The following is a 16,358-nucleotide window of genomic DNA, read 5'->3' as shown; positions in this document are numbered from 1 at the left end:
TCATCAGGCGTAATGGGCCGCCGTTGCCGGCTGCAACTGATCGATGATGGTTTGTTTGCACGGTTTGAGGAAAAACTGCTCCATGTTGATATTCGCGCCAAACGCCTCATTGACCCGGCCGATCAATTGAATGGCCGTCAAGGAGTTCGCGCCCAGGTCAAATATGTCCTCGGCATTGGCGACGGGCCTGCGGAAGAACTCTTCGAAGAGGGTGTTGAGTGCTTGTAGGTTCATGGTTCACCTGTGGTTTGGTCGGTGAAAGGGGCCGGTCGCCCGGCCCGTCGGTACGCTTCAGGCCGCGGCGCGGCTACCCTCGGCCTGGAGGAGAGTGGCGTCCAGCAAGTCCCATAACGCTTCCAGGTTATTGAGGAAATCATCGGCGCCCTGGACGATTGCCGTGCTGTTCTCGGCGCTGAGGACTGACCCTACGGCTTCGATGGCATTCTGTTCGTGCTGGCATTCGGCGCCGGTTTCACCGTAGTGCTCCAGCAGGTAGTGCATGGCCGGCTCGTCGAAGCTGGCGCGGTACAGGCCGCTGTCAATCAGGCAGGCTTTTTCTCCGGGTATCAGTTGGCGATTGGAGATGATCTCCAGGGCCAGCGCGGTGCCCAGGCTTTTGTACACATCCTGGGGCGCCGTCGATTTGCGTGCTTCAAAGGTGTGGATGGCTTTTTTGGTTTGCGGCATCAGGCCGGTGGCAAAGTCGTAACCTGGCAGTTGGCCGAGCAACTCGTCGGAGCAACGCTTGAGCATGGACTCGATATGGGCCTGGTCGGACAGGTCGTCGAACAGCGCCTTGCCCGGCACTGAGCGGTTGATGATATGCCCGGCCATCATCGCCAGTTCCGGGCCATGGTTTTCCTCGCTGTCGACGATTTCCTGCAGCAGATGGCTTTCGGTGGGCAGGCCGATCTGCTTCAAGCCTTCAGGCAGGTTCCAGCCCGGGCGGGTGGCATCGCAAAAGCTGCGTATATGGTGGAACAAGGCGCCGATAGCTTCGGTTCCGGGGTTGACCCGGGCCCAGTTGTGGAAGATGGGGTGGCTGTAGCAGCGATGGGTTTTGACACGGTCCACAAGGGTTTCTATACGCATGATCGATCTCCCAAGGATTGGTTACGACATAGGGTTCCTTACTGCTTTAAAGGAAGGGTGGTGCTTTAGTGACCGACAATCAGGCGACTGCCCGACAGGCCGGGTTTACTGATGGTCACGTCCATGAACCCAGCCTGTTCGAGCAGCGCTCGCCAGCCTTGCTCAGAAGGAAACCGTCGATCCATGAAGTGGGTATGTAAAAACGTGAACGCCAGCGAATAGGCGTTGTTTTGCCAGGGTGTGTCGTCGGGGATGGCGTCCGCAATCACCAGTTTGGCGCGGGGGGATGCGCCCTTGATGGCCGCCAGCAGGCGCGGCAGAACCTGGCTTTGCGTCGGGTTCAGGTCATGGAACACGAAGCCTGCGTGAATGACATCGACGTCCTTGAGCAAGGCCGGATCGTTGATAAGGCTTTCAACCGGTGCATGAATCACCTGGATCCGCTGGCTCAGGCCTTTGCCTTCAATGATTTCCCGGGCTTTCTGGCAAGCGCTGGCACTCAGGTCTATGCCAATTGCCGTGGCCTGTGGCAGTTGCTCAAGCAGGCGGATCAGCAGGCCGCAAGTGCCTGAGCCGAAATCAATGATTTTTTGCGGGTTGGCTTGCAGGATTTCCTTTTCGGCATGGGGATAAAAGTCGGTCGCCCCCATCCATTTGGACGTCCTGGCCACGTGCTCACCATTGCGTACGTAGGTGTCGATAGCACCCTGCATATCATTGGCGAACTGCACAGGGTGTTCGATCAACGGCGCGCAGGACTGCAAGGCCCACAGCAGGTAGCCGCAGTTGTTCACCGCCGCTGGCAGTTCGGCGGTGCCCTTGTAGCTTTCGGGGTCAGGGCCAGGCGCGGCCAGCCCCAGCTTGCATAGCGCGTTGAGGTAGGACACGACGAAATGGTGCTTGGCGCCGCTCAGGTCTACGACCTGTTGCGCATCGAAGGGCTCTGCTTGCAACAGCAGCTCGACAACGCCCAAACGTGCGCCCATTTCCAGGAAAATCGACTTCCCAGCCAGGTTCTGCGCCGAATCCACGGCGGTTGCTGAAATGACCTCTACCACGACTACCTCCTTGTTGTGCGGTAAGCACTCACTTTTAAGTTTTGCGGTCGAAAAAGTTTTCCAGTGCAATAGCGGCCTTTATCAAGTGCTTGCGCACCAACTCCTCGGCGCGGTCCAGATCCTGGTGGGTGGCGGCCTCGACCATCGCCAGGTGTTCGTCCTGTGACATGTGCTCACGGCCCATGGCAGACAAGTGAAAGCGCAGGTAACGATCCTCCACGGACAGTTGTTTCTCGACCAGTTGCAAGAACTTGGCATGAGGCGTCTTCCCGTAGAGGCACATGTGAAAACGCTTGTTCAGCACCCCCAGTTGGTCCATTTCCGTTTCGTCATTCATCTGCTGGATCAAGTCCCTGGCCATCTGCAGATCTTCGTGGGTCAAGTAGGGAATCGACTGCCGTATGGCGGCCGGTTCCAGTGCCAGGCGGATCGCGTAGTTATCAAGGCCATCGGCCTTCGATATCTGCGTCACGATCGCGCCTTTGTAAGGCACGAAATCCACTAGCGCCTGTGCCTCCAGTTTCTTCAGCGCTTCTCGAACCGGCATGCGACTGACGTTGAAGGTCTGCGCCAGCTCCTCTTGGCGCAACACCTCTCCGGGAGGGAGCCGGCCCTCCAGGATTGCCTGCTTCAGCACCTGTTCAATCTGCTCGCTTGCTGTTCTGTGTTGAATCTCACCCAGGTCACTAAGCCGTTTGCTTTTCAAATCTACTACTCACTACTATTCAGACGAAGCAACCAATATCCATTGGATATTGGTTTAGCATCGTATTTTCGATTGTGCAAGTTTGTTCCTGTCACGGCTCGAAAAGTCGACAAGCGAGGTGGCGGTGATGAGTGTTTCGAGCAAGCGATGGAGTGCGCGCAGTGGTCTACCCGTGGCTTGGTGGAGCCTGATCAGCACAGGAGCGAGTGCAGCGCTGATAGGGTTTATCAGTACTTTTTTTATTGTGCTGCAGGGTTTTTACAACGTGGGGGCTTCACCCAGCCAGGCGGTCAGCGCCCTGGCGGTACTGTGTCTGTTTCAGGGAGGGTTGGGGATCGCCTACTCCTTGTTAACCCGAAAGCCGTACGCGTTTGCGTGGTCGACACCGGGGTCGGCGATCCTGCTTGGGTATAACCAGCCCCTGGTTGGGTTTGGTGAAGCAGTCGGTGCCTTTTTCATGTCCGGGGTACTGATGCTGGCGCTGGCCGTGGTACCGAACATTGCCCGCTATATTGAAAAAATACCCGCCAGCCTGTCATCGGCGATGCTGGCGGGGGTTTTGCTCTCACTGTCCACCTCGTTTGTACCGGCCTTTGAGCGCTACCCCTTGATCATGGGAGTGGTGGCCGCCCTTTGGTTGGTGCTGTTTATCTTCAAACCGTTATTCGCCTTGCCGGTGACGCTTTGCGCGCTATTTGCCTATTTCCTGCTCCAGCCACCGCTGGCACCGGTGGTGGAGGCTTCAGCCCTGACGTTTGAGTGGGTAGTGCCGGTCTTCACCTTGTCCTCGTTTATCAACCTGTCGATCCCACTGTTTGTGGTCACGTTGTTTTCACAGAATATTCCCGGCTATCTGATTTTGCGTAATAACGGCTACACCAGCCATTTCCCCGGGATGCTGTTCGTCACCGGATTCGCCACCAGTTGTGCCTCCCTGTTCGGCTGCCACAATCTCAACCTGGCAGCGCTGACGGCGGCCATGTGTGCCGGGCCCTTGGCCTGCGAAGACAAGTCGCAGCGGTATATCGCCAGTTGTGCGGCGGGCATCAGTTACTGGGTCATGGCGTTCTTTGCCGCCGGGTTGGTGAGCCTGTTATCGGTCATTCCTTCGGCGGTTGTGCTGGCGCTGGCTGCACTGGCATTGTTCAGCACGCTGGCGGACGCCCTGAGGGACGCGCTCAAAAGTGATCTTTATTACCCGGCTGTCGCCACCTTGATGATCACCGTGTATTTCCCCGACTTCTTCCATGTGTCGTCTTCATTTTGGGGGTTGGCGCTGGGGTTTGTGTTCTATCTGGCCTACAGCAGGAAAAAGCGCGGCTGAAAAGCACCTGTCAACCTGCCCGCCGCCGCTGACTTAGGTTAACCTTGATCATTCGATGTGCTACGTACAGCGCCATGCCGCTACGCAGGCCCTGTTCTCATCTTTTTACGAGGTCCATATTTTGGCTCAATACGTTTTCACCATGCATCGGTTGGGCAAAGTTGTTCCACCGAAGCGGGAAATCCTGAAAAACATTTCGTTGTCCTTTTTTCCGGGCGCCAAGATCGGTGTGCTCGGCCTCAACGGTTCGGGTAAGTCCACGCTCCTGAAAATCATGGCTGGCGTCGACACCGAGTTCGAAGGCGAAGCCCGCCCGATGCCCGAACTGAACATCGGCTACCTGCCGCAAGAGCCGATCCTGGATCCGTCCAAGACCGTGCGTGAAGTGGTCGAGGAAGCCGTCAGCGTCATCAAGGACGCCCAGGCCCGCCTGGACGAGGTCTATGCCGCCTACGCCGAGCCGGATGCCGACTTCGACAAACTGGCCGCCGAACAGGCCAAGCTCGAAGCCATCCTGCAGGCCGGTGACGGTCACAACCTGGAACGCCAGCTGGAAGTCGCCGCCGATGCGCTGCGCCTGCCGGCGTGGGACGCCAAGGTCGAGCACCTGTCCGGTGGTGAAAAGCGCCGCGTGGCCTTGTGCCGCCTGCTGCTGTCGGCCCCCGATATGCTGCTGCTCGACGAACCGACCAACCACTTGGACGCCGACTCCGTGGCCTGGCTGGAACACTTCCTCCATGACTTCCCGGGCACCGTGGTTGCGATCACGCACGACCGGTACTTCCTGGACAACGTCGCCGGCTGGATCCTGGAACTCGACCGTGGCGCGGGTATCCCTTACGAGGGCAACTACTCCGGTTGGCTGGAAGCCAAGTCCGACCGTCTGGCCGCTGAATCCAAGCAGCAGTCGGCCCATGAAAAGGCCATGAAAGACGAGCTGGAATGGGTGCGCAAAGGCGCCAAGGCCCGTCAGTCGAAATCCAAGGCCCGTCTGCAACGCTTCGAGGAAATGCAGTCCCAGGAATTCCAGAAGCGCAGCGAGACCAACGAAATCTACATCCCGGCCGGTCCGCGCCTGGGTGACAAGGTCATCGAGTTCAAGAACGTCTGCAAAGGCTATGGCGACCGCGTGCTGATCGACAACCTGTCGTTCTCCATGCCTAAAGGCGCCATCGTTGGCGTGATCGGTGGTAACGGTGCGGGTAAATCCACGCTGTTCCGCATGCTGATGGGCAAGGAGCAACCGGATTCGGGCACCATCGAAGTCGGCGAAACCGTGCAACTGGCCTGCGTCGACCAGAGCCGCGAAGACCTCGACGGCAGCAAGACCGTGTTCCAGCAGATTTCCGACGGTTCCGACCAGATCCGCATCGGCAACTATGAAATCCCGTCGCGCACCTATGTCGGCCGCTTCAACTTCAAGGGTGGCGACCAGCAGAAGTTCGTCAAGGACCTGTCCGGTGGTGAGCGTGGTCGCTTGCACCTGGCCCTGACCCTGAAAGAGGGCGGCAACGTCCTGCTGCTCGACGAACCGTCCAACGACCTCGACGTTGAAACCCTGCGTTCCCTGGAAGAAGCCCTGCTGGACTTCCCGGGCGCCGCGATTGTGATCTCTCACGATCGGTGGTTCCTTGACCGTGTGGCAACACACATCCTCGCGTACGAAGATGACTCGCAAGCTGTGTTCTTCGAAGGCAACTACACCGAGTACGAAGCCGATCGCAAGAAGCGCCTGGGCGAAGCGGCTGCCCAGCCGCATCGTGTACGGCACAAGAAACTGGCCTGAATCGGGTCGGTGGTTTGAAAAGCGGAGCCTTCGGGCTCCGTTTTTTGTGGGCGCATTTCAGGTACGCCGAGGTGACTTCATCGCAGGCAAGCCAGCTCCCACATTAGATCGAGTACCTGCGCTACAACACGATCAAATGTGGGAGCTGGCTTGCCTGCGATAGCGGTTTAACTATTGGTGCATTCCCCGAGTTGAAATCCCTGTTAGGGGGCATAAAATCAGGGTTATTTATATCCAATGCACCATTTAAATTCACAAAAGCGACATTTTGCCCTGTCGCGGTGCGACATGAATTGATAAAGTCCTGGGCAATTCGCCATTAACGACAATAAATCTGCCGAGACTTTTCATGATCGAATCCGTCGAATCCTTCCTTGCCCGCCTCAAAAAACGCGACCCGGACCAGCCGGAATTCCACCAAGCTGTGGAAGAAGTCCTACGCAGCCTGTGGCCTTTTCTTGAAGCCAATCCCCACTACCTGACTTCGGGCATCCTCGAGCGCATCTGCGAGCCGGAACGGGCCATTACCTTCCGGGTATCGTGGGTCGATGACCAGGGCAAGGTCCAGGTCAATCGCGGTTTCCGTATCCAGATGAACAGCGCCATTGGTCCCTATAAAGGCGGCCTGCGCTTCCATCCGTCGGTCAACCTCGGGGTGCTGAAATTCCTCGCCTTCGAGCAGACCTTCAAGAACTCCCTGACCTCGCTGCCCATGGGCGGCGGCAAGGGCGGCTCGGACTTTGATCCCAAGGGCAAGAGCGACGCCGAGGTCATGCGTTTCTGCCAGTCGTTCATGAGCGAGTTGTATCGCCATATCGGCGCGGACGTGGACGTACCCGCTGGCGACATTGGCGTGGGTGCCCGGGAAATCGGCTTTCTGTTCGGCCAGTACAAGCGCCTGAGCAACCAATTCACCTCGGTGTTTACCGGTAAGGGCATGAGCTACGGCGGCAGCCTGATCCGCCCCGAGGCCACCGGTTTTGGCTGTGTGTACTTCGCTGAAGAAATGCTCAAGCGCCAGGGCCAGCGTGTCGAAGGCAAGCGCGTGGCGGTTTCTGGCTCGGGCAACGTCGCGCAGTACGCGGCGCGCAAAGTCATGGACCTGGGTGGCAAAGTAATTTCCCTGTCCGATTCCGAAGGCACCCTGTATTGCGAAAATGGTTTGACCGAGGAGCAATGGTCGGCGCTGCTGGAGCTGAAAAACGTACAGCGCGGGCGTATCAGCGAATTGGCCTCGCGCTTCGGCCTGGAATTCCGCGCCGGCAAGACCCCGTGGGAACTGGCTTGCGATATCGCCCTGCCATGCGCGACGCAGAACGAACTGGACGCCGAAGCCGCCCACCACCTGTTGCGCAACGGCTGCATCTGCGTGGCCGAAGGCGCCAATATGCCGACCACCCTCGAGGCTGTGGATATCTTTATCGACGCCGGCATCCTGTTCGCACCGGGCAAAGCCTCCAATGCCGGCGGCGTGGCGGTGAGTGGCCTGGAAATGTCGCAAAACGCCATGCGCCTGCTGTGGACCGCCGGTGAAGTGGACAGCAAACTGCACAACATCATGCAATCGATCCACCACGCCTGTGTGCACTACGGTGAGGAAAATGGCCGGGTCAACTACGTGAAGGGCGCGAACATCGCGGGCTTTGTGAAAGTGGCCGATGCAATGCTGGCCCAGGGCATCGTCTAAGCCATAACGCTGATCCACTGTAGGAACCGGCTTGCCACCGCTGGCAAGCCAGCGCCTACAGAGGTGTTATTGGCTGCGATAGGCCCGTGCGGCGTCGCGGTCCTTCTCTTGCTGCCAGGCGCGCTCGCGCTCGTCCCAGTGGCGCTCCCGGTAGTCCTGCTGGTCCTCGCTCTCGCGCATGGCCTTGCATTGGCGAAAGCCATCTTCCCAGCCTTCGGCGTAGGTGCGGTCCTTCACATAGCGTGGGACGTCCTTGCGAAACACCCCAGTGATCACCCCGGCCGCCTGGCGCCCACTGCCGCAGCCATCCTCAAAACCGTCGGCGAAGGCCGGTGGATAACCCCTGGCCAGCAACTCCTCGTGGGTGGTTTGGCACCCTGAAAGCGCCATCACCACGCCCAGCACCACAGCGAACCGCCACATCTCATACTCCCCGGCCGTTGAGCGGCTGATAAGGGAAGTCTAGAAGGGGATTCGTCGGGGAGATGTGAAAGCTGGGTGAGCTATTTGTTTGGACGGCATATTTTTGGTGGCAAGCCCGCTTGCCACAGGGGGTTATGTCGTAGGTTGGGTGAGAGCGGCGTGTTCGGCCAATTCCTGCTGGATGAATGCGCTGATCATCGTCCGGTACACCTGTTCAGTGACGTCGGGGTTGGCGCCAAGGGTGTGCGATAGCTCGCGAACCTTGTTGATGACTTGTTCGACACGCTGGGGAGCCTTGACGCTGTCGCTGTCTTTTTTAAAGCGCGCAGCCTGGGAGACGAAACTACCGCGTTCGGCCAGCAGGGCGACGATCTGGCGGTCCAGGCGGTCGATGTTTTCCCGGACTTGTTCAAGGGTGGTGCAGGTGACGGCCATGTCGTTAGAGCTCCTGTAGGTATGGGGTAAACACGGACTAAAAATGTGGGAGCGGGCTTGCTCGCGAAAGCGGTGCTTCAGTCAATCTATCCGGCGACTGATACTCCTCCATCGCGGGCAAGCCCGCTCCCGCACTGGAATTTTAGTGGGTTTTGCGCCGGGTCAATAGTGATACCACTTCACTTCCAGCATCACTTCGTTCACCGGCGTGGCCATGTGGCTGAACTCGCGTTGTGCGCTCAGGCGTACGCCGAGGTTACGTGACACTTCCCACTGCTGATTCAGGCTGATACTACGGCGTACTTCGCCATTGGTGAAGAAGTCGCCCTTGGCCTCCAGGCTGAGGTTGCCCAGCGGGTTTTTCCACAAGACACCAGTGTTGAAGCCGGCCGCCGGGGAGATGAATTCGCTGAAGTCGTTGTTATGTTCCACGCGCACGGTGCCGAGGGCAAAGCCGAGCATGTCGTCGTGCAGTTGCCAGGTGCCGCCGGCGCCGCCATTGACGTGGCTGACCAGGGTTTCGTCGTCATGTTTGCCCGGTACTCGCTCAAGGCCGCCGGTGACTTGCCAGGACAACGGCTGCAGCAGCTCATTGCGTGGGGTCAGGGAGCGGATGGTCGCCAGGTCCAGTTGCTGCAGTTGCCAGTTGTTACCTTCGTACTGGCGCAGTTTCATCTGCAGGATTTCAATCTGCGCGCCCAGGGGGAAGCCTTCGGCGTTGTCGTTGAGGTCGTGGTAAGCCATGCGCAGGCCGTATTCGCCGAAGGCCTTGTCGCCACGGGTGCCGATGCCTGCTTGCCAGGTGCGCGATTCATGGCCGTTTTCCGGCAGGCCAGGGCGATCGATCTGGAGGTCGGGCGCCGGGTTCTGGTTGATTGCCCGCAGCAACTCGAAACTGCGCTGGGAGCGCTCGCTGTCGCGCTCCAGGCCGTTGGCACGGTAGCGGCCAAGGCGGTAGGCAGCGTCGATGATCAGGGCCTGGCGGTCTTTGCCCAGGCTTTTGAACGTTGGGTCTTGCAGTTGTTTCTGGTCATCGCTGATCTTCAGCACCCATTGTTGCTCGTCGCTGTCCAGGGGCTTGGCGCGCTCCAGCAATTCCCGTTCACGGGACGGGCGGTAATCGATTTTTTCCACCAGGCCGGCGTCCTTCACCGCTTTTACGGTGTCGGTAGGAATGGCAGTCAGCGGGAACTGTTCGGTCAGGCGCAGGCCGGGGCGCGCCACTTGCAGCAGCTCCAGCAGGCGGTACGAGCAGTTTTCATCGAAGAAGAAGTAGTCGAACTGGATCTGCTTGAGCTCCCACACGTGCTCGACCATGCGCTCGGTTTCGACCTGGGTCAGGTTCAGGCGGTATTCCCACAGGTCGCGGTTCTCCAGGCTACGGTATTCCGAGAGTTTTTCCTGGTAGGGCACCAGGGCAAACAGCCCTGGGTAACCGCCCATCAGGCCTTTCCAGGCGTAGAGGATGCTGTTGTCCGAGCCTTCAATGTAGGCGCCGAAATTGATCGCGTAGCTGAGCAGGGCAGTCTTGTTGCTTTGTACGTCGGCCTGGTCGATGCGCAGCAAGGTATGGCCGAACATCGAGGACGGGCTGTTGAGATAGGCCGCCGGGAAGATCATCACCGCGCTGTGGGGCGCGACGTCCTTGAACCATTGCTTGAACTCGGCGCAGTCCACGGCCGGCAGGTCGCTCAGCTGCAACTGGTCTTTGAGCCAGCGGGTGCGGGCCGGGTACACGCATTGGGTGTGTTTTTCGCCAAGGCTGGCCGGGGCGTACAACGCCTCTACGGTGGCCTTGAGCTCGGCGTCCGGGTGATGGGCACCGTCTTTGGCGATGAAGAATTTCTGGTCGCTGACATAGCTGCGCCAACCGCTGATCTTGCCGGCTTCGTAGTGCCCCAGCGAAAGCCAGAACGGATCATTGGCCAGTTGCTGCAAACGTTGATCATCAAGATGCGGCGCCGCAGATAGCGGGGCGCAGGCGAAGAGTGCCAGGTAGGCAAGGCGTTTGAGCATAGGGGCAACTTAAGTCGGAATAAATAAAGACCCAAAGCGGGCAGGTCCAAAAAACAAAACCCGCGCCGGATAAGGGCGCGGGCAGGTCGAGCTTAAGCCTGGGTGGCGTATTTCGCCAGGCGGGCATCGCCTTTGAGAACAGCGATGGTGTTGGAGTGCACGTCTTCTGCGGTTACGTCAGCCTTGCTGAAGATCTGCTGGAAGTGTTCGTGAGTCACTGCTGCGAAGTGATCACGATCCTCTGGAGCAACGCCCAGGACCACGGCATAGGTGGTCAGCGCTTCGCCGTTGCCTTTGGCCATGTCTTCGGACAGCTCGTTCATCATGCCATTCATGGCAATCCACGATTTGCCGCCGTAAGTCAGCGCGCTGTTGGTGCTGCAACCGTTGGTGCCCGAGGTCATGCCGAACGTGGCGTTACCGGAGGTGCCGTTGGTGGTGGAGGCCAGGAAGTGGGCCGGCGTGCCGCGCTGGCCTTCGAACAGCATGTTGCCCCAACCGCAGTTCGGGCCACCTGGCGCTTCGGCCATTGCATTGAGGGAGACAACGGTGAAGAGAGTACCGAGAAGGATCCGTTTCATAGCTTTGTTCTCTTAGTGTGCAAACCAATGGACAAGGGTTCAGGCGCCTCATGGCGCCCTAGGGGCCAGTTATTAGTCCAACCCGCGCAGTTTGGAGTTTAGGCATGTTCCAAGGGTTCCGTGGGTTTTTGTAAAACAATCAATGCAGGCCGGTTTTTTTGCAAGCCGCATCCCGTGTCTATGCTTTACCTCAGTCGTGCCTTGCCAGCCAGCTACGCACGGCGCCAGAATGCCGCCATTGCCCCGCCTGATGTAAGGAAGCCCGATGCCTGATCCTGTTGCTGCCAGCTTGCGTCTAGCGCCCGAAGCGCTGACTCGTCCTTTCTCCGCTGAACAGTTCAGCTTCTCGACCACCAATGACTTGGAGCCCTTTCGCGGTGTGCTTGGCCAGGAACGCGCGGTTGAAGCGTTGCAGTTCGGTGTGGCGATGCCACGCCCCGGTTACAACGTGTTTGTCATGGGTGAGCCCGGTACCGGGCGCTTTTCGTTCGTCAAACGCTACCTCAAGGCCGAAGGCAAGCGCCTGCAGACCCCGGCAGACTGGGTCTATGTCAATAATTTCGACGAGCCCCGCGAGCCCCGCGCCCTGGAATTGCCTGCGGGCGGCGCGGCCCCGTTCATTGCCGATATCAGTGGCCTGATCGACAACCTGGTCGCCACGTTCCCGGCGGTGTTCGAGCACCCGACGTATCAGCAGCGCAAAAGCGCCATCGACCGCGCCTTCAACCAGCGCTACGACCGTGCGTTGGACGTGATCGAGCGCCTGGCCCTGGAAAAGGACGTGGCGCTGTACCGTGACAGCACCAACATCGCCTTTACCCCGATGCTCGATGGCAAGGCCCTGGACGAGGCCGAGTTCTCGCAACTGCCGGAAGCCGATCGTGAGCGCTTCCACACGGATATTTCCGAGCTCGAAGAACGCCTCAACGAAGAACTCGCCAGCCTGCCGCAGTGGAAGCGCGAGTCCAACAACCAGATGCGCCAGTTCAACGAAGAGACCATCACCCTGGCCTTGCAGCCATTGCTGGCGCCGTTGTCGGAGAAGTACGCCGAGAACGCCGGCGTCTGCGGCTACCTGCAGGCGATGCAGGTCTATCTGCTCAAGACCGTGGTCGAGTTGTTGGTGGATGACGCGAAAACCGACGCCCAGGCGCGCAAGCTGCTCGAAGAGCAGTACTGCCCGAGCCTGGTAGTGGGCCATGCGCTCAATGGCGGCGCACCCGTGGTGTTCGAGCCGCACCCGACCTACGACAACCTGTTCGGCCGGATCGAGTACAGCACCGACCAGGGCGCGCTCTACACCACCTATCGGCAACTGCGCCCGGGGGCGCTGCACCGCGCCAACGGCGGCTTCCTGATCCTGGAAGCCGAGAAAATGCTCAGCGAGCCGTTTGTCTGGGACGCGCTCAAGCGGGCCCTGCAATCACGCAAGCTGAAGATGGAATCGCCACTGGGCGAGCTGGGCCGCCTGGCCACCGTGACCCTCAACCCGCAAGTGATTCCATTGCAGGTGAAGGTCATCATCATCGGCGCCCGTTCGCTGTACTACACGTTGCAAGACCTGGATCCGGACTTCCAGGAGATGTTCCGGGTACTGGTGGATTTCGATGAAGATATCCCGATGGTCGATGAGAGCCTGGAGCAATTTGCCCAATTGCTGAAAACCCGTACCTCGGAAGAAGGCATGGCACCGCTGACCTCGGATGCCGTGGCGCGGCTGGCGACCTACAGCGCTCGCCTGGCGGAGCACCAGGCACGCCTGTCGGCCCGGATTGGCGACCTGTTCCAACTGGTCAGCGAGGCGGACTTCATCCGCCACTTGGCAGGCGACGAACGCACCGACGCCGGGCATATCGAACGTGCCCTGAAAGCCAAGGCCACGCGCACCGGGCGGGTCTCTGCGCGGATTCTCGACGACATGCTCGCCGGGGTCATCCTCATCGACACGGCTGGCGCCGCGGTGGGTAAATGCAACGGGCTGACTGTGCTCGAGGTCGGTGATTCGGCGTTTGGCGTGCCGGCGCGGATTTCCGCCACGGTGTACCCGGGCGGTAGCGGCATTGTCGATATCGAGCGCGAGGTCAACCTTGGGCAACCGATCCACTCCAAGGGCGTGATGATCCTCACCGGTTACCTGGGCAGCCGTTATGCCCAGGAATTCCCCCTGGCGATCTCCGCGAGCATTGCCCTGGAGCAGTCCTACGGTTACGTCGACGGCGATAGTGCCTCGTTGGGCGAGGCCTGCACATTGATTTCGGCGCTGTCGAAGACGCCGCTCAAGCAGTGCTTTGCCATCACCGGCTCGATCAACCAGTTCGGCGAAGTGCAGGCGGTGGGCGGGGTCAACGAGAAGATCGAAGGCTTCTTCCGTCTGTGCGAGGCTCGTGGCTTGACGGGCGAGCAGGGCGCGATCATTCCCCAGGCCAACGTCGCGACGTTGATGCTCGATGAGAAGGTCTTGCAGGCCGTGCGGGCAGGGCAGTTCCATGTGTATGCCGTGCGCCAGGCCGACGAGGCGTTGAGCCTGTTGGTGGGCGAACCTGCGGGTGAGCCGGATGCAGAAGGGCAATTCCCCGAGGGTAGCGTCAACGCCCGCGTGGTTGAGCGTCTGCGGGCGATTGCCGAGATGATCAGCGAGGAAGACCTCAAGGAGGCGGAAAAGGAACTGGCGCAGCAGGCGTTGGCTGAGGCCAAGCCAACCTGATGTATCCGTTGTAGGAGCCGGCATGCTGGCGATGGCGGTCTGTCAGGTATTGATAGGCCAGCAGCTTTGGCGCTATCGCCGGCAAGCCGGCTCCTACAGGGGGTGCCATATTTTTGGCTCAATTGTATGGGGCCAACCACCGTTGGTCCCTACAACCTTGGTTTGTACCGGTTTTCTTCTATTCTCAGCTCAAGGGATATCTACAGGAGTCATGGGATAGAGACAGCCTTGCACTTGGAGGCTGAACACCGGATCTACCGAGGGTCGCCGCCATGCCGCGCAGCCTTTGCCTCACCCGCCAGTGCCTGGGCCTGGTTACCCGAATTGAATGTTCCATTCGTCCTCTTGCGGGGGATGCAGGGATGTGGACCTTGCTGTTTGCCGCCGGAATGACCGGTGAGCAGCCCTCGACCATCAAGTCCCAAGGGCCGTTCCACGGGCCGTTCGTCGCGGAAAACATTCTTGAATCCATCGTGCAAAGCCTGACCCTGCACGGCTACGAACTGGCCGACGACCCGCAGATATGGTGCATTCACCTGCAAGCCCATCTGCGCCAGCTCAACGGCGGCCGGCCCCACGCCCTGCACCTGTAACCCGCAACCCCTGTAGGAGCCGGCTTGCCGGCTCCTACAGGTTATTTGGTCTCGGGTTTGTCCAGCTTGACCTCAAAGCCGTACTGCACCGTGTTCAACGCCGTGCGTTGGTAGGTTTCAAGCTCGGTCGGCCGGCCATAAAAGTAATGCACATCAAACAGTGCAGTGCCGTATTCCTGGGCGCGATGGCTGACGCCGAGGATTTCCTTCAAGTAGTTGCCGCTGGCGTCCTTGGCAAAGAACCGCCAGCTGTCTGAAGGAAAAAGCGCCTGGTCGACAATCAGCGCGTTGTCCTGGAGCGACAGGCCCTTGGGCAATTGTGCCGTGCTGACGGTGCTTTTTTCGATGGTGGCGAGGAACAGTGGGATCGATCCCACGGCAAACCCTGGGTTTTCCGGGAATAAATTCAGATCGTAGGTGATCGTGCCGCGCCATGGGTCGACCTCAAAGGCCTCGGTAGGCAACTCGATGGGCTCGCCGCGCTTGCCTTCATCGTTCGCCGTAAAGAACGTCAGCGGTGCATCGCTGCTGGTGCGTGTAGAGCCGATCAGGTCGTCATTGAACGTGAAAGGATGGTCGAAGGCGATGTGGGCGGCGCTGGCGTCCTCCACTGACTGGCTGATGGTGATGCTGCTTTTCAACTGGTCTTCGGTGAGGCTGGCGCTTTGCAGCCAGTCTGCGGCCTGGTCGTCATACACCGTGACCGGCATGGGCAGGGCCTGCACGGTTTTTTCCAGGCTGTTTTTGTCGAAGCGCCGGATCGGCAGCTCAAGGTCCTTGCGGGTGACAGCTGCTTCGGAAAAGTCCAGTACGCTGACCTGCAGGTTATCGATCTGGCCATTGAAGTAGACCTTGGCGTAGTGGCTGGGCTGTTTTTGCTCAAAGGCTTTCTGCTCGTCTCCCAGCTGTTTCTCAAAGGCGTCGGACCAGGTTTTCTGCTTGCGCATCTGCGCCAGTTGCTGCTCGTAGAACGCCACCTGGGCGGCGCTCTCGTTGATTGAGCCGGAGCGGGAAAGAAACTGCCCTGTAGTGTCGCGGGCCTGGACCAGCAGCGGGTTGGGCGACTCATCCGCCACTTGCGGCGCCAGGGGCGCGGTGTTGGTCAGTTCGATCTCGGCGTAGTTGTTTTCCAGGGCCAGCAGGGTAACGGTGAGGTTTTCTTCGCTGCGTTTCTGGCCCACGTCTTTGCGAGTCAGGTCGAAGGTCAGGACTTTACGCGGTGCGATGACCTCGACCTGGCCCTTGAGTGTGACGGGTTGGGGCTGGCTCTTGTTGTCCGTCTCGATGCCTTCGATGAACGGATAGGTGACGGTCAGGTCGTCCGGGTTGGTCAGGTTGGAGCTGCTGGGGCTCAGTTGAATGCCGGGGTCGGTTTCCGACCATTCCGGCTGGAATGGGATGACCTTGTTGTTGCTCAAGGTCACCGATTGCCATTCCAGGCCATGGGGAAAGGGGAATTGGTCCGGCATATTGACGCTGAACGGGAACACCGGTTGCAGATCGGTCAGGTAGTCCGAGTGCGAGTTCTTGCGCAGGACGAATAGCCCGTTGATGTAGGTATCCACCAGTGCTTGTGGCGTCGGGTAGTGCGCAAGCGCGGCCAGGGTGTTTTCCCCGTACTCGGTCTCGACGGGTTTGGTGTCGAGCTTGATGCGCGCACGCTCCAGCAGCAGCAGCGAACCGCCCAGTTCGGCTACGGCCTCCTTGAGGCGTGGGTCCTGGATGGCGTCCAGGGATTGCTCGAACTGAGCGGTTTTTTCTTCGAGACTGGCTTGCTTGTGCTCGTCGCTGGGGGAGCAGCCGCTGGCCGCCAGCAATGCCACACACAGGCCAAGACTGGCCAAGGGAGATCGCACATCCATTATTTGAGATTCCTGTCCGGCAGCATCGAGCCACTTTGATGAGGCCGACACTAGCAGAAAAATTGTCTTACAGAAGCGCTACAGGTCAGTT

The 16,358-nt window shown here is 59.5% G+C and carries 14 protein-coding genes; 5 read left to right on the top strand and 9 right to left on the bottom strand.

Annotation, left to right across the window (positions count from 1 at the left end; all coding sequences use genetic code 11):
* Positions 1 to 3 precede the first annotated feature (3 nt).
* The 4 genes from BHC62_RS02820 to BHC62_RS02805 form a co-directional block, all read right to left on the bottom strand.
* On the bottom strand, positions 4 to 234 hold the full coding sequence (locus tag BHC62_RS02820) for an acyl carrier protein (protein ID WP_070994154.1): 231 nt from the start codon (positions 232 to 234) through the stop codon (positions 4 to 6).
* Between the two features lie 57 nt (positions 235 to 291).
* Positions 292 to 1,092, bottom strand: coding sequence for a hypothetical protein (locus BHC62_RS02815; protein WP_070994153.1), 801 nt, complete (start codon positions 1,090 to 1,092; stop codon positions 292 to 294).
* A 65-nt stretch (positions 1,093 to 1,157) separates the two neighbouring features.
* Positions 1,158 to 2,150 carry a trans-aconitate 2-methyltransferase gene (locus tag BHC62_RS02810; RefSeq protein WP_029292095.1) on the bottom strand — a complete coding sequence of 331 codons (993 nt, stop codon included), beginning with the start codon at positions 2,148 to 2,150 and terminating at the stop codon, positions 1,158 to 1,160.
* 34 nt (positions 2,151 to 2,184) lie between these two features.
* Positions 2,185 to 2,856, bottom strand: a complete 672-nt coding sequence (locus BHC62_RS02805; RefSeq protein WP_029292093.1) for a GntR family transcriptional regulator — start codon at positions 2,854 to 2,856, stop codon at positions 2,185 to 2,187.
* A 127-nt stretch (positions 2,857 to 2,983) separates the two neighbouring features.
* On the opposite strand from BHC62_RS02805, the gene BHC62_RS02800 reads away from it, so the two are divergent.
* The 3 genes from BHC62_RS02800 to gdhA all read left to right on the top strand — a co-directional run bounded on the left by BHC62_RS02800 (position 2,984) and on the right by gdhA (position 7,653).
* Positions 2,984 to 4,180: a benzoate/H(+) symporter BenE family transporter gene (locus tag BHC62_RS02800; protein WP_070994152.1), complete on the top strand. Its 1,197-nt coding sequence runs from the start codon at positions 2,984 to 2,986 to the stop codon at positions 4,178 to 4,180.
* Between the two features lie 121 nt (positions 4,181 to 4,301).
* A complete protein-coding gene (gene ettA, locus BHC62_RS02795) occupies positions 4,302 to 5,966 on the top strand; it encodes an energy-dependent translational throttle protein EttA (RefSeq protein WP_029292090.1) in 1,665 nt (554 codons plus the stop codon).
* A gap of 349 nt (positions 5,967 to 6,315) precedes the next feature.
* On the top strand, positions 6,316 to 7,653 hold the full coding sequence (gdhA, locus tag BHC62_RS02790; protein ID WP_070994151.1) for an NADP-specific glutamate dehydrogenase: 1,338 nt from the start codon (positions 6,316 to 6,318) through the stop codon (positions 7,651 to 7,653).
* Positions 7,654 to 7,719: 66 nt separating this feature from the next.
* Here gdhA and BHC62_RS02785 read toward each other — a convergent pair whose 3' ends face one another.
* The 4 genes from BHC62_RS02785 to BHC62_RS02770 all read right to left on the bottom strand — a co-directional run bounded on the left by BHC62_RS02785 (position 7,720) and on the right by BHC62_RS02770 (position 11,108).
* The gene (locus BHC62_RS02785; protein WP_029292086.1) at positions 7,720 to 8,076 is read right to left on the bottom strand and encodes a hypothetical protein; all 357 of its coding nucleotides are present in this window, start codon (positions 8,074 to 8,076) and stop codon (positions 7,720 to 7,722) included.
* Between the two features lie 132 nt (positions 8,077 to 8,208).
* Complete coding sequence (locus BHC62_RS02780; RefSeq protein WP_070994150.1) at positions 8,209 to 8,511, bottom strand: chorismate mutase; 303 nt, start codon at positions 8,509 to 8,511, stop codon at positions 8,209 to 8,211.
* A 162-nt stretch (positions 8,512 to 8,673) separates the two neighbouring features.
* Positions 8,674 to 10,527, bottom strand: coding sequence for a DUF4105 domain-containing protein (locus BHC62_RS02775; protein ID WP_070994149.1), 1,854 nt, complete (start codon positions 10,525 to 10,527; stop codon positions 8,674 to 8,676).
* 92 nt (positions 10,528 to 10,619) lie between these two features.
* On the bottom strand, positions 10,620 to 11,108 hold the full coding sequence (locus BHC62_RS02770; protein ID WP_029292080.1) for a DUF3015 domain-containing protein: 489 nt from the start codon (positions 11,106 to 11,108) through the stop codon (positions 10,620 to 10,622).
* A gap of 265 nt (positions 11,109 to 11,373) precedes the next feature.
* On the opposite strand from BHC62_RS02770, the gene BHC62_RS02765 reads away from it, so the two are divergent.
* Together BHC62_RS02765 and BHC62_RS02760 are read left to right on the top strand one after the other, a co-directional pair.
* Complete coding sequence (locus BHC62_RS02765) at positions 11,374 to 13,812, top strand: Lon protease family protein (protein WP_029292078.1); 2,439 nt, start codon at positions 11,374 to 11,376, stop codon at positions 13,810 to 13,812.
* 272 nt (positions 13,813 to 14,084) lie between these two features.
* On the top strand, positions 14,085 to 14,405 hold the full coding sequence (locus tag BHC62_RS02760) for a hypothetical protein (RefSeq protein WP_029292076.1): 321 nt from the start codon (positions 14,085 to 14,087) through the stop codon (positions 14,403 to 14,405).
* Positions 14,406 to 14,446: 41 nt separating this feature from the next.
* Here the strand turns inward: BHC62_RS02760 and BHC62_RS02755 are convergent, their stop codons facing one another.
* Positions 14,447 to 16,267 carry a hypothetical protein gene (locus tag BHC62_RS02755; RefSeq protein ID WP_070994148.1) on the bottom strand — a complete coding sequence of 607 codons (1,821 nt, stop codon included), beginning with the start codon at positions 16,265 to 16,267 and terminating at the stop codon, positions 14,447 to 14,449.
* Positions 16,268 to 16,358: the final 91 nt, after the last annotated feature.

This window comes from Pseudomonas sp. 06C 126 (assembly GCF_001855215.1).
GTDB classification, from domain to species: domain Bacteria; phylum Pseudomonadota; class Gammaproteobacteria; order Pseudomonadales; family Pseudomonadaceae; genus Aquipseudomonas; species Aquipseudomonas proteolytica.
Note: the sequence above shows the minus strand (reverse complement) of the source record. Positions and strands in the feature narration are given on the sequence as shown.

Excerpts from the sequence above, each read along its gene's own strand:
- BHC62_RS02820 (WP_070994154.1), bottom strand. The coding sequence starts at position 234 with ATGAACCTACAAGCACTCAACACCCTCTTCGAAGAGTTCTTCCGCAGG.
- BHC62_RS02815 (WP_070994153.1), bottom strand. The coding sequence starts at position 1,092 with ATGCGTATAGAAACCCTTGTGGACCGTGTCAAAACCCATCGCTGCTAC.
- BHC62_RS02800 (WP_070994152.1), top strand. The coding sequence starts at position 2,984 with ATGAGTGTTTCGAGCAAGCGATGGAGTGCGCGCAGTGGTCTACCCGTG.
- gdhA (WP_070994151.1), top strand. The coding sequence starts at position 6,316 with ATGATCGAATCCGTCGAATCCTTCCTTGCCCGCCTCAAAAAACGCGAC.
- BHC62_RS02785 (WP_029292086.1), bottom strand. The coding sequence starts at position 8,076 with ATGTGGCGGTTCGCTGTGGTGCTGGGCGTGGTGATGGCGCTTTCAGGG.
- BHC62_RS02780 (WP_070994150.1), bottom strand. The coding sequence starts at position 8,511 with ATGGCCGTCACCTGCACCACCCTTGAACAAGTCCGGGAAAACATCGAC.
- BHC62_RS02775 (WP_070994149.1), bottom strand. The coding sequence starts at position 10,527 with ATGCTCAAACGCCTTGCCTACCTGGCACTCTTCGCCTGCGCCCCGCTA.
- BHC62_RS02770 (WP_029292080.1), bottom strand. The coding sequence starts at position 11,108 with ATGAAACGGATCCTTCTCGGTACTCTCTTCACCGTTGTCTCCCTCAAT.
- BHC62_RS02765 (WP_029292078.1), top strand. The coding sequence starts at position 11,374 with ATGCCTGATCCTGTTGCTGCCAGCTTGCGTCTAGCGCCCGAAGCGCTG.
- BHC62_RS02760 (WP_029292076.1), top strand. The coding sequence starts at position 14,085 with ATGCCGCGCAGCCTTTGCCTCACCCGCCAGTGCCTGGGCCTGGTTACC.
- BHC62_RS02755 (WP_070994148.1), bottom strand. The coding sequence starts at position 16,267 with ATGGATGTGCGATCTCCCTTGGCCAGTCTTGGCCTGTGTGTGGCATTG.